The sequence below is a fragment of the Sphingopyxis sp. 113P3 genome (assembly GCF_001278035.1).
Classification (GTDB): Bacteria; Pseudomonadota; Alphaproteobacteria; order Sphingomonadales; family Sphingomonadaceae; genus Sphingopyxis.
On sequence record NZ_CP009452.1, the window covers coordinates 87,011 to 113,325 of the forward strand.

At 65.8% G+C, this 26,315-nt stretch carries 13 protein-coding genes; 11 read left to right on the top strand and 2 right to left on the bottom strand.

What is annotated here, in order from left to right; translation table 11 throughout:
• The first annotated feature begins 386 nt into the window (after nt 1-386).
• The 3 genes from LH20_RS00425 to LH20_RS00435 all read left to right on the top strand — a co-directional run bounded on the left by LH20_RS00425 (nt 387) and on the right by LH20_RS00435 (nt 6,325).
• Nucleotides 387-1,655, top strand: coding sequence for an efflux RND transporter periplasmic adaptor subunit (locus LH20_RS00425; protein WP_083455219.1), 1,269 nt, complete (start codon nt 387-389; stop codon nt 1,653-1,655).
• 66 nt (nt 1,656-1,721) lie between these two features.
• Nucleotides 1,722-4,907, top strand: a complete 3,186-nt coding sequence (locus tag LH20_RS00430) for an efflux RND transporter permease subunit (RefSeq protein WP_053552519.1) — start codon at nt 1,722-1,724, stop codon at nt 4,905-4,907.
• A gap of 11 nt (nt 4,908-4,918) precedes the next feature.
• Nucleotides 4,919-6,325 (top strand): efflux transporter outer membrane subunit, encoded by a 1,407-nt coding sequence (locus LH20_RS00435; protein WP_053552520.1) that lies wholly within the window; start codon nt 4,919-4,921, stop codon nt 6,323-6,325.
• Here LH20_RS00435 and LH20_RS00440 read toward each other — a convergent pair.
• Nucleotides 6,322-7,830 (bottom strand): MFS transporter, encoded by a 1,509-nt coding sequence (locus LH20_RS00440; protein ID WP_053552521.1) that lies wholly within the window; start codon nt 7,828-7,830, stop codon nt 6,322-6,324. The genes LH20_RS00435 and LH20_RS00440 overlap by 4 nt on opposite strands.
• 139 nt (nt 7,831-7,969) lie before the next feature.
• Nucleotides 7,970-9,004: a LacI family DNA-binding transcriptional regulator gene (locus tag LH20_RS00445; protein ID WP_053552522.1), complete on the bottom strand. Its 1,035-nt coding sequence runs from the start codon at nt 9,002-9,004 to the stop codon at nt 7,970-7,972.
• Nucleotides 9,005-9,310: 306 nt separating this feature from the next.
• On the opposite strand from LH20_RS00445, the gene LH20_RS00450 reads away from it, so the two are divergent.
• The 8 genes from LH20_RS00450 (at nt 9,311) to LH20_RS00485 (ending at nt 26,314) form a co-directional block, all read left to right on the top strand.
• The gene (locus LH20_RS00450) at nt 9,311-12,067 is read left to right on the top strand and encodes a TonB-dependent receptor (RefSeq protein WP_083455537.1); all 2,757 of its coding nucleotides are present in this window, start codon (nt 9,311-9,313) and stop codon (nt 12,065-12,067) included.
• Nucleotides 12,068-12,155: 88 nt separating this feature from the next.
• Nucleotides 12,156-13,664 (top strand): tryptophan halogenase family protein, encoded by a 1,509-nt coding sequence (locus LH20_RS00455; RefSeq protein ID WP_268796085.1) that lies wholly within the window; start codon nt 12,156-12,158, stop codon nt 13,662-13,664.
• The gene (locus tag LH20_RS00460) at nt 13,661-15,457 is read left to right on the top strand and encodes an alpha-amylase family glycosyl hydrolase (RefSeq protein WP_053552523.1); all 1,797 of its coding nucleotides are present in this window, start codon (nt 13,661-13,663) and stop codon (nt 15,455-15,457) included. The genes LH20_RS00455 and LH20_RS00460 overlap by 4 nt, the downstream gene beginning before the upstream one ends.
• Entirely contained in the window at nt 15,454-17,085 is a 1,632-nt protein-coding gene (locus LH20_RS00465) for an alpha-amylase family glycosyl hydrolase (protein ID WP_053552524.1), read from the top strand. The genes LH20_RS00460 and LH20_RS00465 overlap by 4 nt, the downstream gene beginning before the upstream one ends.
• Nucleotides 17,086-17,090: 5 nt before the next feature.
• Nucleotides 17,091-19,145 carry a glycoside hydrolase family 97 protein gene (locus LH20_RS00470; RefSeq protein WP_053555987.1) on the top strand — a complete coding sequence of 685 codons (2,055 nt, stop codon included), beginning with the start codon at nt 17,091-17,093 and terminating at the stop codon, nt 19,143-19,145.
• Nucleotides 19,146-19,240: 95 nt separating this feature from the next.
• On the top strand, nt 19,241-20,551 hold the full coding sequence (locus tag LH20_RS00475; protein WP_053552525.1) for a PAS domain-containing protein: 1,311 nt from the start codon (nt 19,241-19,243) through the stop codon (nt 20,549-20,551).
• 168 nt (nt 20,552-20,719) lie between these two features.
• Nucleotides 20,720-25,420 (top strand): NAD-glutamate dehydrogenase, encoded by a 4,701-nt coding sequence (locus LH20_RS00480; protein WP_053552526.1) that lies wholly within the window; start codon nt 20,720-20,722, stop codon nt 25,418-25,420.
• Between the two features lie 18 nt (nt 25,421-25,438).
• Nucleotides 25,439-26,314, top strand: a complete 876-nt coding sequence (locus LH20_RS00485) for a hypothetical protein (protein ID WP_053552527.1) — start codon at nt 25,439-25,441, stop codon at nt 26,312-26,314.
• The last annotated feature ends 1 nt before the right edge of the window (nt 26,315 follow it).

Consider the following 26,315-nt stretch of genomic DNA (forward strand, 5'->3'; position numbering starts at 1 on the left):
AAAAATCTTTACCATACGGTACAGAATAGCCTTGACGTGGCGCATTCTCACTTATATACCGTCTAGTATATAAAACATTCCCTCCTCCCCGTTCGGCAGCCGCTGTGCGTTTGCCGAAGGAGTGTCGCCATGTCTCAACGAAACAGACTTCTCCCCCCGGCCGGCCGCCGCATGTCCCCTCTGCGGCGGCCGCGCCCCCTGACCGCGCTAACCCAGCGCATACAATAGACCAGATCCGCGCGGTGGGCGCGGCACTTCCAGGGAGGGCAGCCTCGGCTGCTCTCTGACCACCCTTTCGCGACTCCCTAGGGCCGGCGGCCATGTCCCCGGCGCCGGCCCCCTTTTGCGCTCTCGGCGCAGCGACCGACCAGAGAAAAGGCCCTGCCATGACTGTCCATACTCCGATCGAGAAGACCGACCCCTCCGACGCTCGCGTCCGGCGCGAGCTTGCCGAACTCCTCCGTCCGCGCCGGCGAAGCCGCATTGTCTGGATCGCCGCCCTGCTGGTGATCGTCGTGGGGGCGTGGTGGGTGCTCCGCGATGGCGCGCCGCAGGCGGCCGCCGCCCCGCCGCCTGTGCTGACCGTGGCGACGCCGCTGTCGCGCGAGGTAACGCTATGGGATGATTATATCGGCCGCTTCGAGGCAATCCAGTCGGTCGAGGTGCGCCCGCGCGTCTCGGGCGCGATCACCGCGGTGCATTTCACCGACGGTCAGATCGTCCGCAAGGGCCAGCCGCTCTTCACCATCGACCCGCGTCCCTATCGCGCCGCACTCGCCGAGGCACGCGCCGCTGCCGAAAGCGCGCGCAGCGACCTGGCGCTCGCCAGGCTGGAACTCGAACGCGCCGGCCGGCTCGTCGATGTGGAGGCAGTGTCGGAAAGCGAGATCGACCGGCTGCGCGCCCGCGTCCGTGCAGCGTCGGCGGCGCTCGCCGGAGCCGAAGCGCGCATCGCCGCCCGCGCGCTCGACGTCGAATTCACCACCGTCCGCGCGCCGCAGAGCGGGCGCATCTCCGACCGGATGATCGACCCCGGAAACCTCGTGTCGGCGGGCGATGCCGGCGGAACCCTGCTCACCACGATCAACGCGCTCGACCCGATTTATTTCACCTTCCAGGGCTCTGAAGCGCTCTTCCTGAAGACCAAGCGCGACGGCACCGGCAAGGGTGCGGCGGTCGAGGTGCGGCTGCAGGACGAAGGCGAGTATCGCTGGAAGGGCCAGCTCGACTTCACCGACAACGGGCTCGACCCGCGCTCGGGGACGATCCGCGCCCGCGCGCGCTTCGCCAATCCGGAAATGTTCCTGACCCCCGGCATGTTCGGTAACATGCGACTGGCCACGGGTGAGACGACCCGCGCGTTGCTCGTTCCGGCTGCCGCGGTGCAGACCGATCAGGCGCGCAAGATCGTCTATGTCGTCGGCAAGGACGGCGTCGTCGCCGCAAGGCCGGTCGAGATCGGCCCCGAGGTCGACGGGCTTCGCGTGATCCGCTCCGGGCTCGCCGCGGCCGACCAGGTGGTGATCACCGGATACCAGTTCGCGCGGCCGGGCGAGAAGGCCTTCACCAAGGCAGGCCGTATCTCGGCCGAGCCCGAGAAGGCCGCCGCGTCGGCGCGCGAACCCCTGTCGGCGCAGGCGACTTTCGCGAAATGACCTTTCTCCCCCTCCCGCCAGCGGGAGGGGACGTTCGAATTCAATCACCAGAACGGGGGCTCTCCCATGCGCCTTTCGCGTTTCTTTATCGACCGGCCGATCTTTGCGGCGGTCCTCGCGGTGATCATCACCATCATCGGGGCGGTGGCCTATGTCGGTCTGCCCGTCTCGCAATATCCCGACATCATTCCCCCGACGGTGACGGTGACGGCAAGTTATCCCGGCGCTTCAGCTGAAACCGTCGCCGACACGGTGGCGGCACCGATCGAGCAGGAAATCAACGGCGTCGAAAACATGCTCTATATGAGCAGCCAGTCGACCGGAGACGGCGCCGTCACGATTACGGTGACCTTCAAGATCGGAACCGATCTCGACGCCGCGCAGGTGCTGGTGCAGAACCGCGTCGCCATCGCGACCCCGCGCCTGCCCGAAACCGTCCAGCGGCTGGGCGTGGTGACGCGCAAGACGTCGCCCGACTTCCTGATGGTGGTGAACCTCGTTTCGCCCGACAAGTCGCTCGATCGCGCCTATATTTCCAACTATGCGCTGACCCAGCTTCGCGACCGCCTCAGCCGCATCGACGGCGTCGGCGACGTGCGCCTGTTCGGCAATCGCGACTATTCGATGCGCGTATGGATCGACCCCGGCCGCGCGGCCGCGCTTGACCTGACCGCGGGCGAGATCGTCGCTGCGCTGCGCCGCGAAAACGTGCAGGTCGCCGCGGGCACGCTCGGCCAGCCGCCTTATGCGAACGGCAGCGATTTCCAATTGAATGTGGAAACGCAGGGCCGCCTGACCGACCCCAGCGACTTTGCCAACATCGTCATCCGCAGTGACGCCGACGGGCGGCAGGTGCGCGTGTCGGATGTCGCGCGCGTCGAGCTCGGCGCGTCGGATTACAACAGCAACACCTATCTGTCGGGCGATCCGACGGTGATCATGGCGGTCTTCCAGCGCCCCGGATCGAACGCGCTCGCCGCCGCGCAGGCGGTCGAGGCCGAGATGGAAACGGCGTCAAAGAGCTTCCCCAAGGGGCTCGAATATCGCGTCATCTATAATCCCACCGAATTCATCTCCCAGTCGATCGACGCGGTGATGGACACCTTGTTCGAAGCGGTGGTGCTCGTCGTGATCGTCATTCTGGTATTCCTCCAGAAATGGCGCGCGGCGATCATTCCGGTGCTTGCCATTCCCGTATCGCTGGTCGGCACTTTCACGGTGCTTGCGGCGTTCGGATACAGCCTCAACAATCTGTCGCTGTTCGGCATGGTGCTCGCGATCGGGATCGTCGTCGACGACGCGATCGTCGTGGTCGAGAATGTCGAGCGCAACCTCGAAAAGGGGATGAGCGCGCTGGAGGCCGCGCGAACGTCGATGGACGAGGTGTCGGCCGCGCTGGTGGCGATCGTGCTGGTGCTCTGCGCGGTGTTCGTGCCGACCCTGTTTCTCACCGGGCTGTCGGGCGCTTTCTATCAGCAGTTCGCGGTGACCATCTCGACCGCCACGATCATCTCGCTGATCCTCTCGCTCACCCTGTCGCCCGCGCTCGCCGCGATACTGCTGCGTCCGCATGCGGCCCCCACGAACGAAGGGCGCGGTATGCAGATGCTGCGCCGCGCCGGCGATGCCTTCAACCGCGCCTTCGAGCGGCTGGGCGGCGCCTATGCGGCGCTCACGGCGCGGCTCGTGCGCGCGCCGAAGAAGGTCATGGCGACCTATGCGGGGCTGATCGCGGCGACCGTCGCGCTGTTCTGGGCGACGCCCACGGGCTTCATCCCGGCGCAGGATCAGGGCTATTTCCTCGTCGTCGCCAAGCTTCCCTCCGGGGCGTCGGTCGAACGCACCGACGCCGTGCTGCAGAAGGTCGCGCAGCGCGTGCTGCCGGTCGAGGGCATATTGGGTTCGGTGATGCTAGCGGGCTTCGACGGCCCGTCGCAGACCCTCGCGCCCAATTCGGCGGCCGCCTATTTCCCTCTCAAATCCTTTGAGGAGCGCAAGAAGCTCGGCGTCAAGCTCGACGACATCATCAACGAGGCGCGCAAGCGCACCGCCGACATCACCGAAGCGCAAATCGTGATCATTCCCCCGCCACTGATCCAGGGGATCGGTTCGGCGGGCGGCTACCGGATGATCGTGCAGGATCGCGGCGGGCACGGCTATGCCCAACTGGCGAAGGAATCGAACAATCTGATCGGTAAGGCGAACCAGGCGCAAGGCCTTGCAAATGTCTTCACCTTCTTCGATCCGACCAATCCGCGCGTCTTCGCGGACATCGACCGGGCGAAGGCGAACGCTCTCGGCGTTCCGCCCGACCGCGTTTTCGAAGCGCTGCAGGTCTACCTGGGCTCGGCTTTCGTCAACGATTTCAACCTGCTCGGGCGCACCTACCGTGTGACCGCGCAGGCCGATGCGCCCTATCGCCAGACGGTCGCCGACATTGCCAACCTTCGTACCCGGTCCAACTCGGGGGCGATGGTGCCGATCGGGTCGGTCGCCAATTTCGAGGACCGCACCGGGCCGTACCGTGTCACGCGCTACAATCTCTTCCCTGCGGTCGAGGTCGATGGCGACACGGCACCGGGATCGTCCTCGGGCGCCTCGCTGACCACGATGGAGAAGCTGGCGAGCGAAACGCTGCCCGCGGGCTATGGCACCGAATGGACGGGCATCGCCTTCCAGCAGAAGGCGGCGGCGAACACAGCCGGCATCGTCTTCGCGCTCGCGGTGGTCTTCGTCTTTCTGGTGCTCGCGGCGCAGTATGAAAGCCTGACGCTGCCGCTGGCGATCATTCTGATCGTCCCGATGTGCCTGCTCGCGGCGATGGTGGGCGTCAATCTTCGCGGGATGGACAATAATGTCCTCACGCAGATCGGCCTCGTCGTCCTGATCGCGCTCGCGGCGAAGAACGCCATCCTGATCGTCGAATTCGCCCGCCAGGCCGAGGAACAGGACGGGCTGTCGCCGGTCGAGGCCGCCGTGCGAGCCGCGCGCGACCGCCTGCGCCCCATCCTTATGACGAGCTTTGCCTTCATCCTCGGCGCCGTGCCGCTGCTGATCGCGAGCGGCGCGGGGGCGGAGTTGCGTCAGGCGCTTGGCACCGCGGTATTCTTCGGGATGCTCGGCGTCACCGCGTTCGGCCTCATCTTCACCCCCACCTTCTACGTCGTTTGCCGCGCACTCGGCGAGTGGTTCGCGCACCGGCGGGGCGGGACGGGCGGCCACGGCGCGCTGGCGCCGGTTCCGGCGGAATAGGAGAAAAGACGATGATACTCCGCACCACCCTCACCGCCGCGTCGGTGCTGGCGCTCGCTGCCTGCGCGGTTGGCCCCGACTATAAGGCGCCGCAATCGGCGTCGACGCCTGCCGCGGCCGGCGCGTTCGTTGCGGCGGATAGCTCCGCCGTCAGTCTCGATCCGGTCGCGCCGGACTGGTGGCGTCTCTATGACGATCCCGTGCTCGACGGTCTCGTCGCCGATGCGCTGCAGGCCAATACCGACGTTCGCGTAGCCGTCGCCAACATCGCCAAGGCCCGCGCGGCGCTGCGCGGTGCGCGTAGCGACCGGCTGCCGCAGACCGGGATTTCGGCCGGCGCGGACTATGGCCGTCTGCCCGAAGGCCAGCGTGCGCCCGGCGCGTCCCGCGAAGACTGGACGGTCGATGCCGGGCTGAACGTCGCCTACGAGGTCGACCTGTTCGGCCGCGTTGCGCGCTCGGTCGAGGCGGCACGCGGCGACGTCGCGGCGGCGCAAGCCGATGCCGAGGCGGTACGCGTGATGGTCGTGTCGGACACGACGCTCGCCTATGCTGACGCGGCCTCGGGCGCGGCGAGGCTCGACGTCGCGCGCCATATCGTCGACCTGCTCGACCGGCAGGTGATGCTGACCGGGCGGCGCAAGGAGGCGGGGCTCGCGACCGGGCTCGACCTCGCGCGGATCACGACGCTGCGCGATCAGCGCGCCGCCGATATTCCCGCGCTCGAAGCCGAGCGGCAGGCGGCGCTCTTCCGCCTCGCGACGCTCACCGGCCGCGCGCCTGCGGAGCTCCCTGCCATTGCGGCCGACCGCAACATCAGCCTCGAAATCACCGATCCCATCCCGGTCGGTGACGGGGCGGCGCTTCTGAAGCGTCGCCCCGACATTCGCGCCGCCGAACGCCGCCTTGCCGCCGACACGGCGCGGATCGGAGTTGCGACCGCCGACCTTTATCCGCACATCACGCTGGGCGGATCGGTCGGGTCGACGGGGACGGGTCTCGGCGACATTTTCGGTGGCGGGCCGCTGCGCTGGCTGCTGGGGCCGCTCATTAACTGGGCTTTCCCCAATCAGGAGCCCGCGCGGGCGCGGATCGCGGCGGCCGAGGCCGAAACGCAGGCGTCGCTCGCACGCTTCGACGGCACGGTGCTGCGCGCGCTCGAGGAAACCGAAACCGCGCTTTCGGGCTATGCGCGCGCGCTCGAACAGCGGCAGGCGCTTCGCGCCGCGCGCGAGCAGGCGGCAAAGGCGGCGCGGATCGTGCGCGCCCAGCGCGAGGAAGGCGCCGCGGACTCGCTGGCCTGGCTCGATGCCGAACGCACCGCGGCGGAGGCCGAAGCGGCGCTCGCGGCGCAGGATGCGGCGATTTCGCGCCGGCAGATCGCGCTGTTCCGGGCGCTGGCGGGCGGCTGGTCCTAGGAAGTGCGTTCGCTGGCCGGAACCAGCGGCGTCACCCGCGTCATCGCGGCGGCGGCCATGAGCAGCGTTGCCGCCGCGAAGGCCATCGTCCAGATCGGCTCGTCCGGGAAGAAGGCCTTCATCAGCTGCCCCATCACTGTCGCCACGAGCAACTGCGGGACGACGATGAAGACATTGAACAATCCCATATAGGTGCCAAGCTTCGCCTGCGGCAGGTTGGACGCGAGGATAGCATAAGGCATGGCGAGCACCGAGGCCCAGAAAATGCCGATGAACAGCTCGCTGAGGATGAGCTCGGCCGGGTCGCGCAGGACGAGAAAACTCGCATAGCCAGCGGCGCCGCACAGCAGGGCGATGATATGGGTACGCGCCGCGCCGATCCGCGCCGCGAGCCAAGGCAGTAGTGTCAGCGCCGCGACCGCTGCCACGCCGTTGTAGATCGCGAACAGCTCGCCGACCCAATTGGCGCCGTCCTGATAGGCGGCCGAAGCGGGATCGGTAGCGTGGAAATGATATTGGGTGACGATTGGCGTCGTGTTGATCCACATGATGAAGAGCGCCGACCAGCTGAAGAACTGGACGAGCGCGAGACGCTTCATCAGGGGCGGCATCCCAGCGAAATCGCCGACGATGCTCGACAACATATTCGCCGTATTGCCGCGGCGCGCGAGCGCGATCGCGATCATCGCGGCGAGGCCGTAACCCGCGAGCAACGCGCCGAGCAGCAGAATTTCGCGGAGCAGCGCAAAACGCGTCTGGACGAAGGCGACGAGGATGCCGCTGGCGATCCACGCGAGGCTCGCACCATAGCCGCGCGAGGCGAGCGCACGCTTCGCGGGCGCCGCTGCTTCGGCGCGCGCGGCCTCGAACGCCGTCATCTGTTCAGGGCTGTATTCGCTGGTGGTGACGACGGTCCACAGCACCGCGAGGAAGAGCGCAATCCCGCCGAACCAGAACGCGTAGCGTACCGTGTCGGGAATCTGCCCCGGCGGCGCTACATTGGCGACTCCCATCGCTTCCATCAGCGCGGGAAACAGCGATCCGACGACCGCGCCCGCGCCGATGAACGCGGTCTGCACGGCATAGCCGGCGCTGTGCTGGTCCTTGCGCAGCATGTCGCCGACGAAGGCTCGGAAAGGCTCCATCGAGATATTGAGCGAGGCGTCGAGCAGCCACAGCATCACCGCCGCGAACCAGATCGCGGGGCTTTGGGGCATTACGAACAGCGCCATCGCGGCGAGGATGGCGCCGGCGAGAAAATAGGGGCGCCGGCGGCCAAGGCGGCCGAGCCAGGTGCGGTCGCTCATATGGCCGATCACCGGTTGGACCAGCAGCCCGGTGAGCGGCGCCGCGACCCACAGCCCGGGCAGTTTCTCGATATCCTCCCCCAGCGACTGGAAGATGCGGCTCATATTGGCGTTCTGCAGCGCAAAGCCGATCTGGATACCGAAAAAGCCGAAGCTGATGTTCCACAGGCCGGCAAGGCTCTGCCGCGGCTTGTCCATTGCCTCTCCCTCTTTCTGGCCGCCGATGCGGCTCGCGTTCGGGCGGACTCTGCCGTGCGGCGCGGAAGGGGGCAAGCGGGGCGGGGTGGGTATACGAATGCGTTTGCCTCGCCCTCCCCTTCAGGGGAGGGGCTATCAGTCAAATTGCCGTGCTCTGCCGCCTGATCAGCCGCGCGGGGAGCATGGTGCGGTCGGCCGCCTTGCCGTCGATGCGGCGGAGCAATGCGTCGACGAGCAGTTCGCCCGCGCCCTTCATGTCCTGCATCAGGGTGGTCAGCGTCGGCGAGGTCTGGCTGGCCGCGGGAATGTCGTCGAAGCCGATCAGCGCAACATCCTGCGGGCAGCCCAGCCCAGCTTCGGCGAGCGCGCGCATCGCGCCGATCGCGATCAGGTCGCTACCTGCGAAGATGGCGTCGAATGCCTTGCCACGCGCGAGCAGCGCCTTGGCGGCGGCGTAGCCCGAATCCTCGGACGAAACCGCGTCCTGCTGAAGCGTGGGGTCCGCCGTGAGGCCTGCCGCGGTCAGTGCGCGACAGAGACCGGTGTAGCGGTCCTGAAATTCGGGTGCATGATCCGACGCATCGCCGAGAAAGGCGATACGCCGCCGCCCGATCTCGACCAGATGTTCGCCTGCCAGCTCACCCGCGCCGAGATTGTCCGACCCGACGGTCAGCCCGATACTGTCGTCCGACACTGACCCCCAGCGAACGAACTTGGTCCCCATTTCGACGAGATGCTCAAGCTTCGTGCGGTAGAGCTGATAGTCGCCATAGCCGAGGAGGATGATGCCGTCCGACCGGTGGCTGTCCTGATAGGTGACGTGCCAGTCGTTATGCATCTGTTGGAAACTGATGAGCAGGTCATAGCCTCTCAGCGCGCATTGGCGGGTGATCGACCCCAGCATCGACAGGAAGAAGGGGTTGATCATCGAATCGTCGGGGTTTGGGTCCTCGAAGAAGAGCAGGGCGAGCGTATGGGTGCGCTGCGAGCGCAGGCTCGACGCGTTTTTGTCGACGGTATAGTTGAGCTCGCGCGCGATGCGCTCGATGTTCGCACGGGTCGCGGCGCTCACCGACTTGCTGCCGCGCAGCGCGCGCGACACGGTCGGCTGCGACACGCCCGCCAGATAGGCGATGTCGAACGACGTCGGCTTGGACGAGGGCGGCCTCCCCATGTTCCTCTCCTGCCTCGCAGCCTTTCCCAAGGCGGCGCGCGCCGGAATCTAGCGGGTGGCCGGCGCCGCGCAAGGCTTCGCATCGGGACCTTTGAGGCGCGAAGCAGGCTGTGACATTTTGGTACCAGGCACCGCGGCCGCATAATATGCGTATACGTATACCCTATGGCCGCCGCTCCCGATTGGTTTCAATTGCAGGGTGAAGACGGGAACACCCGCGTGTCGGAGAGGAGCCTGGCGGACGGAGCGCCGTCCCTTAGGCCGATGCGTGGCAAGACTGCCCGTCCGAGCCAGGGGAGCCTTTTCATGACCATGCCGACCACATTCCGTCGCGGTGCTAGCGCGATCGCGCTCGGCCTTGCCTTGATCGCTATCGTGCCGGACAGTGCAATGGCGCAGAACGCAGGAGCCGCGTCGCTCGACGACGCTGCGGCCGCCGTCGAGGGGGAAATCGTCGTCACCGGCATTCGCGGCGCAATCAACAATTCGGTCCAGGCGAAGAAGGAAAATACGTCGATCGTCGAGGTCGTCTCCGCCGAAGACATCGGCAAGCTACCGGACCTGTCGATTGCCGAATCGCTGTCGCGCCTTCCCGGCCTTGCAACGCAGCGGCTCGACGGCCGCGCCAACGTCGTGTCGATCCGCGGTCTAGCGCCCGATTTCACCACCACATTGCTCAACGGCCGCGAACAGGTGTCGGCGAGCAACAATCGCGGGGTCGAACTCGACCAATATCCCTCGGAGCTTCTGAACGGCGCCATCGTCTACAAGACCCCCGACGCCTCGCTGATCGGGCAGGCGCTCGGCGGCACGATCGACATGCGGACGGTGCGCCCCCTTGCCTATGGGAAGCGCGCGATCGCGGTCGGCGCACGTTTCGAGATCAACGACCTCGGCGAGCTCAACCCCGACATCTCGGACAAGGGCTATCGCGCCAATATCTCCTATATCGACCAGAATGCCGACGGGACGCTCGGCTGGGCGATCGGCTACGCCCGCATGCAATCGCCGACCGCCGAGGAGCGATTCAACGCCTGGGGCTATCCCGAGGTGAGCGACGGCACCAACACCGCGTTCCTGATCGGCGGCGCCAAGCCATATGTGAAATCGAACGAGTTGAAGCGCGACGGTGTGATGGCCGTGCTCGAATGGGAGCCGAGCGATAAGGTCCATACGACGCTGGACGGCTATTGGTCGAAGTTCAAGGACGTGCAGCGCCTGCGCGGTATCGAATTGCCGCTGGCCTGGGGCAATTCGACGCTGCTGCCCGGCTTCACCATCGAAAACGGGCTGGTAACGCGGGGCACCTGGTCGGGAACCGAGGCAGTGATGCGCAACGACGTCGTCCACCGCGATTCGACGATCATTGCGGGCGGCTGGAACACCCAGTTCAAGCCCAATGAAAAGCTGACGCTCGAACTCGATCTCGGCTATTCGCGGCTCAGGAAGACCGAGGAGAATCTGGAGATCTATCTCGGTACCGGGCGCGGCGCGGGCGTGGGCGCGCGCGAGACGGCGCTGGGATTCGAGATGCGGCCGAAGGGCGGGATCATCCTCGACCCCTCGCTCGACTATGCCGACCCCAATCTGTTCGTGATCACCGACCCGCAGGGCTGGAACAGCTGCGGCGGCGCGGTGCCCAACTGTCAGGACGGCTTCGTCAACACGCCGAAGATCCGCGACGAGCTCAAGTCGCTGCGCCTGCAGGCGACGCAGGAGCTGGGCGGCGTGTTCAGCAGCCTGCGCGTCGGCGCCAATTATTCGGACCGCGAGAAGAGCCTCGACGACCGCGGCTTCGTGCTGACCAGCACCGACTACCCTGCCGACACCCCGGTGCCTTCGGACTATCTGTTCGACCCGGTCTCGCTCGACTTCATCGGCATTCCCGGCATGGTGGCGTTCGACAGCTGGCGCTATTACAACGACGGCAACTATACGCTGACCGACGAGGCCGGTTGGACCCCCGGGCGCATCTTCAACGACTACAAGGTTCGCGAAAAGGTGCTGACGGGCTTCGTCCAGGCCAATTTCGACGCCGACGCCGGCGGCACGCCGGTTCGGGGCAACGTCGGGGTGCAGATCGTCCACACCGACCAGTCGGCCTCCAGCTTCTATGCCCAGGTCGTGAACGGACAGACCCAGTCGACTCCCGTCACCGACGGCGTCAAATATACCGAGATTCTCCCCAGCCTGAATCTGACGGTCGAGTTTGCCGACAACAGCTTCCTGCGCTTCGGTGCGGCGCGCATGCTGGCGCGGGCGCGGATGGATCAGCTGAAGCCCGGCGGCGGCGTCAATTTCGACGCGTCGAAGCGCAACAACACCGACATCAACGCCTCCCCCTGGTCGCTCGACCTCGGCAACGCGAAGCTGCGGCCGCTGATGGCTGAAGCTGTCGATGTCGCGGTCGAGAAATATTTCGGACAGGGCGCCTATGTTTCGCTGGGCGGATTCTACAAATATCTCGAAAACTACATCTATCGCCAGAGCGACGCGTTCGATTTCACCGGCTTTGAAATTCCCGACGGCGGAACGGTCGCCACCTATCAAGGCATCGCGAACCAGTGGCGGAACGGGAACGGCGGCCACCTGTATGGCGCCGAAGCCTCGCTCTCGCTGCCCTTCGCGACCTTCACCCGCGCGCTCGACGGCTTCGGCGTGCTCGCCAGCGGCTCCTATACGAAGAGCCGCGTCCGCGAAGGCGGAGCCGCGCCGATCGCCATGCCGGGCCTGTCGCGCTGGGTCGTCAACGGAACCGCCTATTTCGAAAAGGCCGGGTTCCAGGCGCGAGTGTCGGGCCGCTATCGCTCCAAATTCCTCGCGGAGGTTTCGGGGCTGAGCCTCGTTCGCGACAAGGTGATGGCGAAGAGCGAATTCGTGGTCGACGCGCAGATCGGCTATACGTTCCAAAGCGGCACACTCGAAGGACTGGGCATCCTGCTCCAGGCATCGAACCTGACGAATGAGCCGTTCGTCACCTATTACAACAACGACCCCCGTCAGATCCGCGACTATCAGAATTACGGCCGCAACTTCATGGCGGGCATCACCTACAGGTTCTGAGTTGAACGGCGGGCCGGACGATATGTCCGGCCCGCCCGTTGCGGGGCGAGCGGTTCCCGGACGGCACGCACGAGAGGGAAGGGGAAGAGTGGGCGACAGTCGCATCACGAAGGTAGTGATCGTCGGCGGCGGAACGGCAGGCTGGATGGCGGCCGCGGCGCTGTCCCGCACGATGGACGGCCTGTCGATCCGGCTGGTCGAGAGCGAGGAGATCGGCACCGTGGGGGTGGGCGAGGCGACGATTCCGTCGATCCGCCTGTTCAACGCGCTGGTCGGCATCGACGAAAATGATTTCATCCGCGAGACCCGCGGATCGTTCAAACTGGGGATCGAGTTTCAGAACTGGGGGCGCATCGGCGATGTCTATATGCACGCCTTCGGGCAGATCGGGCGCAGCCTCGGCATGCTGCCGTTCCAACAATATTGGCTGCGCGGCCGCGCAGAGGGCATCGCGGGTCGCTTCGGCACCTATTCGCTGAACGAGACGGCGGCGCTTCAGAACCGTTTTGCTCGGCTTCCCCATATCCCGAACACCGGCCTCGAGGGCATCGCCTATGCCTTTCACTTCGACGCGGCGCTCTATTCGGCCTATCTGCGCCGGATCGCCGAAGCTGCCGGGGTGGATCGCACGGAAGGCAAGGTCGCCGAGGTCCGGCAGAACGGCGAGAGCGGCCATGTCGAAGCGGTCGTCCTCGAAGACGGAACCGCGATCGACGGCGAGCTTTTCATCGACTGCTCGGGCTTTCGCGCGCTGCTGGTCGGGGACGCTCTCCAAACCGGCTTTGAGGACTGGACGCATTGGCTTCCCTGCGACCGCGCGATTGCGGTGCCCAGCGAAAATGCTGGCCCAGCGCGGCCCTATACACAGGCAATCGCGCACCAGAGCGGCTGGCAATGGCGCATCCCGCTCCAGCACCGCACGGGAAACGGCCACGTCTTTTGCAGCGACTTCATCAGCGAGGACGAGGCGGCCGCGGTGCTGCTCGCCAACATCGAAGGCCGGCCGCTCGCCGAACCGCGGACGCTGCGTTTCCGGACGGGAATGCGCAGCCGGGCCTGGAGCGGCAATGTCGTCGCGCTGGGCCTTGCCTCGGGCTTCCTCGAACCCCTCGAATCGACGAGCATCCATCTGATCCAGAACGGTATCGCCCGTCTGCTCGCGCATTTTCCGGGCCGCGATTTCGACGGTGCCAATGTCGACGCCTACAACCGGCGGGTTCGCTTCGATTATGAGCGCATCCGCGACTTCATCATCCTCCATTATCATGCCAATCAGCGCACCGATTCCGCGTTCTGGGCGCGGTGCCGCGAGATGGCGATCCCCGAGACGCTGACGCTCAAGATCGATCTGTTTCGAAGCCAGGGACAGATCGTTCGCGAGGCCGACGAACTGTTCGTGGAGATCGGCTGGTTCCAGGTGCTCACCGGGCAGAATGTCGCACCGCGCGCCTATCACCCGATGGCTGATCAACTGAGCCGCGACGAGCTGTCGGGCTTTTTCGGGGATATCGAAACGATCGTGGCAGGCACCGCGTCGCGCCTTCCCACGCATGACGATTTCATCGCGCAGCATTGCGCGGCAGGAGTGCCCGCATGAGCCTTCTTACATCGCTCGTGGCGCTGAGCATGGCGGGCGCCACGCCCGCCGCCGCGCCTGCAGAAGATTATCGCCAGCGGCGGCCGGAAGACGAAATCATCTATTTCCTGCTGCCAGACCGGTTTGAAAATGGCGACCCGTCGAACGACCGGGGCGGACTCGAGGGTGACCGGCTGACGACCGGTTACGACCCGGCCGGCAAGGGCTTTTTCCACGGCGGCGACCTCAAGGGCGTGACCCGCCGGCTCGACTATATCCAGTCGCTCGGCGCGACGGCGATCTGGCTGTCGCCGGTGTTCCAGAACAAGGTGGTGCAGGGGCCGAAGGGGCAGGAGAGCGCAGGCTATCACGGCTATTGGGTGACCGATTTCACCCGGGTCGACCCGCATTTGGGCACGAATGCCGATTTCAAGGCGCTGGTCGATGCCGCGCATGCGCGCGGGATGAAGGTCTATATGGACATTCTCATCAACCACACCGCCGACGTGATCGAGATGGCCGAATGCGAAGGCTATGACTGCCCCTACCGTAGCCGTGCTGACTTTCCCTATTCGCGCCGAGCCGCCGACGGGGCCCCGATCAACCACGGCTTCGCCGGCGATGCGGTTCCCTCGGCAGAGAATTTCGGCCGGCTAACCGACCCCAACTTCGCCTATACGGTCAAGATAGATCCGCGCGAAAAGGACATCAAGGTCCCCGCGTGGCTCAACGACCCCATCTATTATCACAATCGCGGCAATTCGACCTTTACCGGCGAAAGCGCGACGATGGGCGATTTCGTGGGACTCGACGATCTGATGACCGAAAATCCCCGTGTCGTTCAGGGGTTCATCGACATCTATGGCGAGTGGATCGACAAATTTAAGATCGACGGGTTTCGCATCGACACCGCCAAGCATGTGAACCCGGAGTTCTGGCGGGTCTTCGCGCCCGCGATGCTCGAACGCGCAGCGAAGAACGGTATCCCTCATTTCCATATCTTCGGCGAATATGCGACGGGCGATATGGATCCGACCATCACGGCGCAGGGCACGCGTTTCGCAGGACTGCCCGCTAGCCTCGACTTCCCTTTCTTCGCGGCGGTCCGCGATGTGGTGGGGGGGGAGAAGGCGCCAGATTTGCTGGAGAAGCTGTTCTCCGCGGATCCGCTCTATGGCGACGACGCCGTGGCGCTTCAGCTTCCCACCTTTACCGGCAACCATGATTTCGGCCGCTTTGCACATTTTGCGCGCAGGTCTTTTCCAGATGCAGGCGACGCGGAATTGTTGCGCCGCGTCGAACTTGCCCATGCGATGCTGCTTGGGCTGCGCGGCGTGCCGGTGCTCTATTCGGGCGATGAACAGGGCTTCTCCGGCGACGGCGGCGATCAGGACGCGCGCGAGGACATGTTCGCATCGAAGGTCGCGGTCTATAACGACAATGATCTGATCGGCACCGATGCGACGACTGCCGAGAGCAATTTCGACCCCCACCATCCCCTGTACCGCGCCATCGCACGTCTGGCGAAACTGAGGCAGGACCATATCGCGCTGCGCCGTGGCCGGCAGATTATCCGCAGCTATGCCGAGAAGCCGGGACTGTTTGCGGTGTCGCGCATCGATGCGGTGTCGGGACAGGAGATTCTGCTTGTCTTCAACACGTCGAGCGCGCCGCTGAGCGCCAACGTTGCCGTCGATCCGGCCAAGAACAGCTACTCGGCGCTCCGCGGCGAATGCCCGGCCGCGGCCGCTGCGCCAGGGCAGCTCGCCATCACCCTCCCGCCGCTCGGATACATGATCTGCGAAACCCGATGAACGAACTCTCTCCCCTCCCATCCTCCACCCAGAAATCGCAGCCTTTGTGGTGGAAGGGCGCGGTCATCTATCAGGTCTATCCGCGCAGCTATGCCGATTCGAACGGCGACGGCGTCGGGGATCTCGCGGGGATCACGGCGCGGCTCGACTATATCGCCTCGCTTGGGGTCGATGCGATCTGGCTCTCGCCATTCTATCCCTCGCCGATGGACGATTTCGGATATGACATCGCCGACTATTGCGATGTCGACCCGATCTTCGGCACCCTCGCAGACTTCGACGGGCTCGTCTCCCGCGCGCATAGCCTGGGGCTAAAGGTAACCACCGACCTTGTCTTTGCGCACACGTCGGACCGGCACATCTGGTTCGCCGAGAGTCGGGAAAGCAGGGACAACGCCAAGGCTGACTGGTATGTCTGGGCTGATGCCAAGGCCGACGGATCGCCTCCGACCAACTGGCAGTCGGTGTTCGGCGGTCCAGCATGGACGTGGGATGCGCGCCGCGGCCAATATTATCTGCATAACTTTCTTGGTTCGCAGCCGCAGCTCAACGTCCACAATCGCGACGTGCAGGACGCGCTGCTTGATGTCGTGCGATTCTGGCTTGAGCGCGGCGTGGACGGGTTTCGGATCGACGCGATAAATTTCGCGATGCACGACCCCCAGCTGCGGGACAATCCGCCCGCGCCGCCGTCGAACAAGCGGCGCACTCGGCCGTTCGATTTTCAGCAGAAGATCTACAACCAGTCGCACCCCGACATACCGCTGTTCCTCGAACGCATCCGAGCGCTGACAGACGAATTTGAGGGCCGCTTCACCGTCGCCGAAGTCGGCGGTGACGATGCGGCGCGCGAGATGAAGCTGTTCACCGCGGGCGACCGGCGGCTGAACAGCGCCTATGGTTTCGATTTCCTCTATGCTGATCGCCTGACACCGCAGTTGGTGCGCGAAGCGGCGGAGGGATGGCCCGACGCCCCGGGAGTCGGCTGGCCGAGCTGGGCGTTCGAGAATCACGACGCGCCACGCGCGCTGTCGCGCTGGACGCCCGAGGGCGTCGATCCCGCGGCCTATGCGCGGATGAAGATGGCGCTGCTCTGCGCGCTGCGCGGCAACGTCATTCTTTATAATGGCGAAGAACTGGGGCTGGGGCAGGTCGAAATCCCCTTTGAACTCGTCAAGGATCCAGAGGCGCGCAAGAATTGGCCGCTGACCCTGTCGCGCGATGGCGCCCGCACTCCGATGCCCTGGTCGGCGGAGGCGATGCACGCGGGTTTTTCCAACGTCGACCCCTGGCTGCCGTTGGGGGCAGATCATGCCGCGCTCGCGGTCGACCGGCAGGAAGCCGACCCCACCTCGATGCTCGCGCTGACCCGCCGCCTCGTTGCGCTGCGTGCCGCGCATCCGGCGCTGCGCTGCGGACGCAATGCGCATTGGATTGCCGAGGGCGAACTGCTGGCGTTCGATCGCGTCGCCGACAGGGAGACGATCCGCTGTCTCTTCAACCTCGGCGGCGCTACGATCGACATTGCTGCGCTGGCTGCGGCCGGCACACCGCTTGTGGCGCTGAACGGCGCCAGCCCCGCCCTGCTGCCACCTTGCGGCGCGCTCTGGCTCAAGATGGAAGGATGATTTCGATGTTCCGCCCTGTACCTCCCGCGATTCTGATGTCCTTCGCGCTTCTGGCCGCCGCTCCCGCGCTCGCGCAGGACGCACGAGAGCAGCAGACGCTCACCTCGCCCGACGGCAGCATCGTCCTGACAGTGTCGACCGACAATGACGCCCGCCCGACCTGGTCGCTTTCGCGCAAGGGTAAGCTGTTGATCGCGCCGTCGAAACTCGGCTTTCTCTTGACCGACGGGGTTGGGCTCCAGCGCGGTTTCGCGATCGAAGGCGCGGAGCGCGCGAGCGGGGACGATACATGGGAGCAGCCGTGGGGCGAACGGCGATATGTTCGCGACAACTATAATGAGCTGCTCGTTCGCTTTCGCCAGGATGAAAGCTGGGGCGGGCATGCCATGAACCTGCGCTTTCGCCTGTTCGATAACGGCATCGGTTTTCGCTACGAACTGCCCGCGCAGGCGGGGTTAAAGACGGTGAGGATCGCCGACGAGATCACCGAATTCGACATCGCGCCCGCGGGCACCGCCTGGTGGATCGCGGGGGGCGAGTGGAACCGCTACGAGCAGATGTATCAAAAGACGCCGATCGATGCGGTCGCGACCGCGCATACGCCGCTGACGATGCGTCTCGAAGACGGCACGCACCTGGCGTTTCACGAGGCCGCGCTGGTCGATTATTCGGGGATGTGGCTGAAGCGCATCGAGGGACGCAAGTTTCGCGCGACCCTCGCGCCCTCGTCGCGCGGGCCGCGCGTCGTGCGCGACCTTCCCTTTCATACGCCATGGCGGACCCTCCGCATTGCTGGCGATGCGGCGGGGCTGGTCGAGAATGACCTCGAGCTCAACCTCAACGAACCGAACAGGCTGGGCGACATCAGCTGGTTCAAGCCGATGAAATATATCGGCATCTGGTGGGGAATGATTCGTGGGCCCTGGAGCTGGGCCGAGGGGCCGAACCACGGCGCGACGACCGAGCGGACCAAGCAATATATCGATTTCGCGGCGAAGAACGGTTTTGGGGGCGTGCTCGTCGAGGGGTGGAACAAGGGCTGGAACAGCAATTGGTTCGGTCACGGCGAAGCATATCGTTTCACCGAGCCCACTCCCGATTTCGACCTCAAGGCGGTTACAGATTATGCGCGCAAAAAAGGCGTGACGCTGATCGGTCACCATGAGACCGGCGGTAATATCGTGAACTACGAAGCGCAGCTTGACGATGCGATGGCACTTTACGGCAAGCTTGGGGTTGCGGCGGTGAAGACCGGCTATGTCGCGGATGCGGGCGGGATCATCGCGCCGGGGGTCGCGCCCGGGACGTTCGCGATGGAGTGGCACGACGGGCAGCGCCAGGTCGAGCACCATCTGAAAGTCGTCGAAGTTGCCGCAAAGCATCATATTGCGGTCAACCCCCACGAGCCGGTGAAGGACACGGGACTGCGCCGTACCTACCCGAATTGGGTTTCGCGCGAGGGGGCGCGGGGGATGGAATATAATGCGTGGAGCGATTTCGGAAGCGGTCCAGACCATGAACCGACGCTGGTCTATACGCGCATGTTGTCGGGCCCGATGGATTACACCCCCGGCGTTCTGAGCCTCGAAGGGTCAGGCAAGGCGCCTTTCGCATCGACGCTCGCCAAGCAGCTCGGCCTCTATCTCGCCATTTATTCGCCAATCCAGATGGCAGCCGATTTCATCGAAAATCTGGAAGCGCACCCGCGCGAGCTCGAGTTCATCAAGGCGGTGCCCGCCGACTGGGCGGAAAGCCACCTGATCGCGGGTGAAGTTGGCGACTATGCGATCTTTGCGCGCAAGGACCGGAACAGCGCCGACTGGTATGTCGGCGGGGTCAACGACGCGACCGAGCGGACGCTGGCCTTGCGCCTTGATTTCCTAGATCCAGGCAAAGGCTATACCGCGACGGTGTGGAAGGACGGTGCGGGCGCGACCTATCTGACCGAGGCGCGGCACAATATCGCCTATGAAACGATCGAAGTGAAGAAGGGCGATACCTACAATCTATGGCTTGCTCCCGGCGGCGGGGCGGCGATCCGCTTGAAGCCGATACGATAAGCGTGCCCCGAAGAGCCCGGAAACCCCATCGTTTACGCGGCCTTTACCACTCCTGAGGCATGACATTGTCCGATGTTTGCCACTGGGGATGATTGATGGACAGCATGCGCGGGTTGCTTTCGGGCAGCTACGGCCACGATGACGGCGGCATCGACGCTCCCCCGGCGGTCGGCGTCGACGAACGGCGGATGCAGGTCCGGGCCTATAATTACTGGGCCTCGCTGCTCGCCGATCGCGCCTATCCCTCGGTGGAGGATCTCGACCTCGACCGCGCGGGCGACTTCGGCCCGCACTCGGTGCTGCTCGACTTCACCGCGGGAATCGAGAACCCGGCCATAGCCTTCCTCGGAGACCGCCTGCGCGCCGAGTCTCAGATCGACCCGGATGTTCAGTATATCAGTCAGATACCGGGGCGCTCGCTGCTGTCACGGCTGACCGACCATTATCTCCAGATCATCGCGAACCGCACGCCGATCGGCTTCGAGGCCGAGTTCGTGAACGACCGCGCCGTGACGATCATGTACCGTGGTATCCTCCTGCCCTTCTCGTCCGATGACGATACGATCGACTTCATTCTGGGGGTCATCAACTGGAAGGAAGCGGTGCCCGCCGACGAGGAGGAGGAGCTCCAGCTGTCGGTCGATCAGGCTATGCGCAGTGCCGCACCGCTCACCGCGCCGATGCCGCTGTGGGCCGACGGCCCCGACTCGGGGCATATCGTCTCCGATGCTCCGGGCTTTGCGGCGTTCGACCAGCTCGAAGAGCTTGATCCGGCAGACGCCGCGCCGTCCGCTCCGGACGAAGATGCAGACCTCGCCGATTGGCTCGCCGCCGCGCGCGAGACCGCCGAAAGGGCCATCGCCGCCGACAGCCGCAGCCGCAGCGCGCTTTATCAGGCCGTCGGCAAGGCGTGGGACTTCGCGCTGGTTGCCGAAACGCAGCCCGAGGCGTTCGCCGAGCTGCTCGAGGACGCAGGGCTGAGCGCGCAGGCACGCGCGCCGATGACCCCGGTGGTCAAGCTCGTCTTCGGCGCTCATTACGACAAGACGCGGGTCGCAGAATATGCGTGCGTGCTCGGTCACGCGCGCGCGGAAGGAGTCGGGCGCGGAGAGCTCGCCGCCTATCTCGATCGCTATCCGGGCGGCCTCAAGGGCGTGGTCAAGGACGTGCGGGCGCGCCGCAGGCCCGCCGCGCGCGAGGACGCGGCAGGCACGACACTCGATGCGCTGCGCCGCGCGCATCCAGCGGTGATCCTGGAGCATGACGCAGGCGATGCCGAATTCGTCGTGCTGATCGCGCGTACGATGCCGGGCGGGCATATTGGCATTGTGGCCAAGGCCGCCGAAGATGCGGCGCTGGTCGCTCGGCTGGCGAAGAAGGCGATTGCAATCGGTCCCGGCGTTTGACGCATCTTCGCTGCAGCGCAACAGAAAATCCGAAATTTGAAATATTTTTACGCGAAACGCCGCGCGGCTCTTGAGCCCCGCGGGCGGCGGGCGCATATGGGCCGGAGCGAACGGCCCGCCGATCGTCGGTGACAGGCCCGCTTTTTTTGGTTCGGGATGCTGCACCCTATGCCTAGTCAACCGGAATCGGACGCTTCCTCCGCCTCCGTCCCCGCTGTTCCCAGAAAAATCCAGTCCGCTTACCTTGCTGCCCTGCGCGGCAGCGCCCTTCCCGGCGAGGGCGACGACATGGACGAAGCGGCGCTTGCCGACGCGAGCCGGTTCATCGCCGCCGCGGCACTCGATCGCCCCCCCGGCGCCCCCGTCCTCTCGCTCGAACCCATGGCCGCCGACGGGACCGACCGGCGGATGCGTCTTGCCATCGTCAATGACGACATGCCCTTCCTCGTCGATTCGACCTCGCAGGTCGCCGCGGCGCAGGGGCTGGTCGTGCACCGCATCCTGCACCCGGTCGTTTCGGCAACCCGTGATGCCAAGGGCCACCTCACCGATGCGGGCGCGCCGGAGCAAGGCACGCAGAACCGCGAATCGGTCATCTATATGGAACTGGAGCGCGGCGACGCGCGCGCACGTCGCCGTCTGCTCGATGCGATCGAGGCCGCGCTTGCCGACGTGCGCGCTGCGGTTTCCGACTGGAAGGCGATGCGCGCGGCCATGCTCGCCGACGCCGCGATGCGTACTGACGGCGAGGGTGCTGAACTGCTGCGCTGGTTCGAAGGCGGCGCCATGACGCAGCTCGGACACGAATGGCGTGGCCGCGACGGCGCGGCGGACGAGCCGCTCGGCATTTGCGCATCGAGCCAAGGCCAACTGCTCTCGCCCGAAGCCCTCGCGGCTGCGTTTGCGTGGTTCGACGGTGGCGGGTCGAGCCCGCTGCTCATCAAGTCGAACCGGCTCTCGGCGGTGCACCGCCGTGTTCTGCTCGACCTCGTCATCATTCCTGAACTCAAGGGCCGAACGGCCGAGCGGCTGTCGATCCACGCCGGGCTGTGGACCAGCCAGGCACTGTCGATGCCACCCGCGAAAGTCCCGGTACTTCGCGCGCAGCTGTCGGCGCTGATGACGAAATTCGGCTTCGATCCCGCAGGCCACGCGGGCAAGGCTCTCGCACACGCCCTGACCGCGCTGCCCCACGACCTGCTGATTGCCTTCGATGCGGCTTCCCTCGAGAGACTTGCGCTCACCTCCATGTCGATTACCGACCGGCCCCGGCCGAAGCTGGTCACGGTGCGCAGCGCGCTCGGCCGGCACTTGTTTGTCTTTGTCTGGCTGCCGCGCGACGAGGTATCGACCGGCCGCCGACTGGCGATCGAGGGCATGCTGGCGCGCGAAGCCCGGGCGGGTGTCATCGGTTGGACGATGGTGCTCGAGGACGGCGGCGCCGCGCTGCTCCGTTATACGCTCGACCTTCGCAGCGGCGGTGTCATCCCCGACGAAGAGGCACTTGGCACCATGCTTGAACAGATGGTGCGCGGGTGGCAGCCCGAGGTCGAGGCGGCGCTGGCCAGGCGCGGCGACGCCGGCCGGGCTGCGGCGCTCGCCGCGCGCTTTGCGCCGCTCTTCCCCCCCAATTATCGCAATCTCTATGATCCTGAAGAGGCCGCACGCGACATATTGCGGCTGCGCGACCTCGATGCTGCGCATCCGCGCGGGGTGCGCCTTGCACTCAAGAGCCTCGACGGCGACGACCGGCTGCGCCTCAAGGTCTACAGCCTCGCGGGGGCGCTTGCGCTTTCCGACGTGGTTCCCGCCCTCGAGCATTTCGGCTTCGAGGTGCTTGAGGAAATTCCGACGGCACTGAGCTATGGTCGGCCGTCCGCCGACGGCGGGGAGCAGCCCGCCTTCATCCACGATTTCACCTTGCGGGTGCCAACCGCGGTCGACGAGGCGGCGTTGCTCCCGCACGCCGAGGTGATCGAGGGCGCGATTGCTGCGGTGCTCGAAGGATCGGCCGAGGACGACGCATTCAACGAGCTGATGCTCGTGACGCAGACCGATCCGCAGGCGATCGTCTGGCTGCGCGCGTGGTTTCGCTATCTGCGTCAGGGCGGGTCGAGCTATGGCATGGACACGGTTGTGGCCGCGCTGCGACACGCGCCCACGCTGACCCGGGCAATGATCGACCGGTTTCGCGCGCTGCACGACCCGGCGGCGCACGACCCGAAGCGCGCTGCGGAACTCGACGCCGAGATCCAGGCAGGCTTTGCAGGCATCAAGTCGATCGACGATGACCGGATCTTGCGCCGGTTCAATGCGGTGATCGGTGCGACGCTGCGCACCAACGCTTTCGCGTCTGCCGCCGAGGAGGCGCTGGCGTTCAAGATCGACAGCAGCAAGGTCCCGGGTCTGCCCAAGCCGCTGCCGTGGCGCGAGGTGTGGGTCTATTCGCCGCGCGTCGAGGGTATTCACCTTCGCGCCGGCCCCGTCGCGCGGGGCGGGCTGCGCTGGTCGGACCGGCGCGACGACTTCCGCACGGAGATCCTCGGGTTGATGAAGGCGCAGCGCGTCAAGAATGCCGTGATCGTGCCGACGGGCGCGAAGGGCGGCTTCTACCCCAAGGCGCTCCCAAATCCGGCGATCGACCGCGACGCCTGGTTTGCGGAAGGGACCGAATGCTACCGCATCTTCATCCGCTCCTTGCTTTCGATCACCGACAATATCGTCGCGGGGAAGGTCGTGCACCCCCGGGACGTGGTCATCCACGACGGCGAGGATCCCTATTTCGTCGTCGCGGCCGACAAGGGTACCGCGACCTTCTCGGACGTGGCGAACGGCCTCGCAATGGAGCGCGACTTCTGGCTGGGCGATGCCTTTGCGAGCGGTGGATCGAAGGGCTATGATCACAAGGCGATGGGCATCACCGCCAAGGGTGCGTGGGTGTCGGTGCAGCGCCATTTCGCCGAAATGGGCGTCGACGTGCAGACCGACACGATCCGCGTCGCCGGCTGCGGCGACATGTCGGGCGATGTGTTCGGCAATGGCATGCTGCTTTCAAAGGCGATCCAGCTCGTGGCGGCGTTCGATCATCGGCACATCTTCCTCGACCCGCACCCCGACCCGGCGAAGAGCTGGAAGGAGCGCGCACGTTTGTTCAATCTGCCGCGGTCGAGCTGGGACGATTATGACAAGAAGCTGATCTCCAAGGGCGGCGGCGTGTTCCCGCGCAGCCAGAAGAGCATTCCGCTCAGTGCCGAGGTCAAGGCGATGCTGGACCTCAATGTCGACGAGATCGATCCCGCCGGGCTGATCTCGGCGATCCTCAAGGCGCCGGTCGACCTCCTGTGGTTCGGCGGGATCGGCACCTATCTGAAGGCCGCGAGCCAGAATAATGCCGAGGTTGGCGATCCCGCCAACGACGCGCTGCGCGTCGATGCCGAAGACCTGCGCGCCCGGGTGGTCGGCGAAGGTGCGAACCTCGGCGTCACGCAGGCCGCGCGCATTGCCTTTTCGCAGCGCGGCGGCCGCATCAATACCGACTTCATCGACAATAGCGCGGGCGTTGATTGCTCGGACAATGAGGTCAACATCAAGATCGCGCTCAATCGCGAGATGATTGAAGGGCGGCTAGCGCAGGACGACCGCGACGCGTTGCTCCTTCGCATGACCGACGATGTCGCGGGGTTGGTGCTCGAGGACAATCGCCTCCAGGCGCTCGCGCTGTCGATCGCCGAAAAGGGCGGAGCGGGCGCGGTGCCCTCGCTGGTACGGCTGATGGAAACGTTCGAGAGCAGCGGCCGGCTCGACCGCAAGGTGGAGGGGCTTGCCGCCAACGATGAACTGCTGCGCCGCGCGCAGGAAGGGCGCGGCTTGGCGCGTCCCGAACTGGCGGTGCTGCTGTCGACCGCCAAGCTGGCGCTGCAGGACGCAATCGAGGCGAGCAGCCTGCCCGACGATCCTATGCTGGACGGCGATCTCGCCGCGGCCTTCCCAGCCGAAATGCAGCGCGACTATGCGGAGGCAATTGCCGGGCATCAGCTACGCCGCGAAATCATTGCGACCAAGCTCGCCAACCGCATCATCAACCGCATGGGCGTCGTCCATCCGTTCGAGCTGGTCGAGGAAGAAGGCTGTTCGCTCGCCGACGTCGCTGCGGCGTTCGTGACGGTCGAAAAGCTGCTCGACATGCGCGAGATCTGGGAGGCGCTCGACACGGCGAAGATCGACGAAGCGATCCGCCTGTCGCTGTTCGCCCAGGCGGCCTCGGCGATGGCGTCGCAAATGGCCGACCTGCTGCGCATCGCGCCGACGGGAGGGCAGCCGGGCGTGCTCGTCGCGCGGCTCGAGCCCGGCGTCGATCGGCTCACCGCGCGCGTCGACGGCCTGCTCAGCGAATCGGTGCGCCGCCAGTGGGACATGCTGAGTCAGCAGCTGCTCGACGCGGGCGCGCCCGAGGGACTCGCCGCTGCGGTGGTGCGGCTGTTCAAGCTCGACGGCGCGATCGGCATTGTCGATCTTGCTGAGCGGCGCGGCGATGACGAAGTGGCGGTGACTCATGCCTTCACCCATCTCGGCGAGGCCTTGGGGCTCGACTGGGCGCAGACGCTTGCGGCGCATATGAGCCCGACCGACCCCTGGGAGCGGCTTCTGGTGAACAGTCTGGCGCGCGATTTTCAGCAAATGCGGCTGAGCTTTCTCGCCGGGCTGAAGGGTGACGATCTCGACGGCGCGGTGACCCGGTGGCTCGGCGAACAGGCGCCGCGCGTCGCGCAGTTCCGCTCGACCGTCGACCGCGCCCGGACCATCCCGACCCCCAATGGTGCGATGCTCTCGCACCTTGCGGGGCAGGCACGCGGGCTTCTGGGACGGTAGCAAGGGGCGTCACCACGCATGCCCTATCAGCCGCGCGTCGCGCTCCTCGTCCCGGCGCCCGATTATGACGAGCGGTGGCAGCCCGCCTTCGCGCGCAAGGCGGCGGTGCTGGCGGCAGCCGGGCTTGCGGTCGAACAGCGGGCGTGGACCGATCCTGGAGATCTTGCCGGTTTCGACCTGATCCTGCCGCTTTTCGCCTGGGGCTATCAGCGCGACCCGGCGCGCTGGTATGCGCTGCTCGACCGGCTGGAGGCCGAGGCGCTCCCCGCGGTCAATCCGGTGCCGGTGCTGCGCTGGAACAGCGACAAGGCCTATCTCGCCGAACTCGGCGCGGCAGGCGCTGCGGCCGTGCCGACGATCGACGTTGCAGCACTCGACGAGGCGAGCCTCGCCGAGGCGCGCGCAAGGTTCGGGGCCGACGAGCTGGTGATCAAGCCCGCCATCTCGGGCGGCGCCGACGGCACCCACCGCATCGCGCGCGGCGCGCCGCCTCCTGCCGACGCCCTCGGTCAGCGCCGTCTCATCCAGCCGTTGATGGCCGGCATCCTGACCGAAGGCGAAGTCTCGCTCTTCTTCTTCGCCGGCTGCTTCAGCCATGCCATCGTCAAGCGCCCCGCGGCGGGGGACTTTCGCGTTCAGGAGCAGTTCGGTGGACGCGAAATGGCGTGGGAGCCCAATGCCGAAGCCCTGGCTCTTGCGGTCGCTGCCATCGCCGCCGCCCCGGCGCCGCCCGTCTATGCCCGCGTCGACCTCGTTGGCGACGCCGCGGGGCGGCCGCACATCATGGAACTTGAACTGATCGAACCTTCGCTCTTCCTTCACTTCGCACCCGACAGCGGCGCGGGATTCGGGCGGGCCATCTATGCTGCGCTCTCATGGATGACGCAAAGATAGC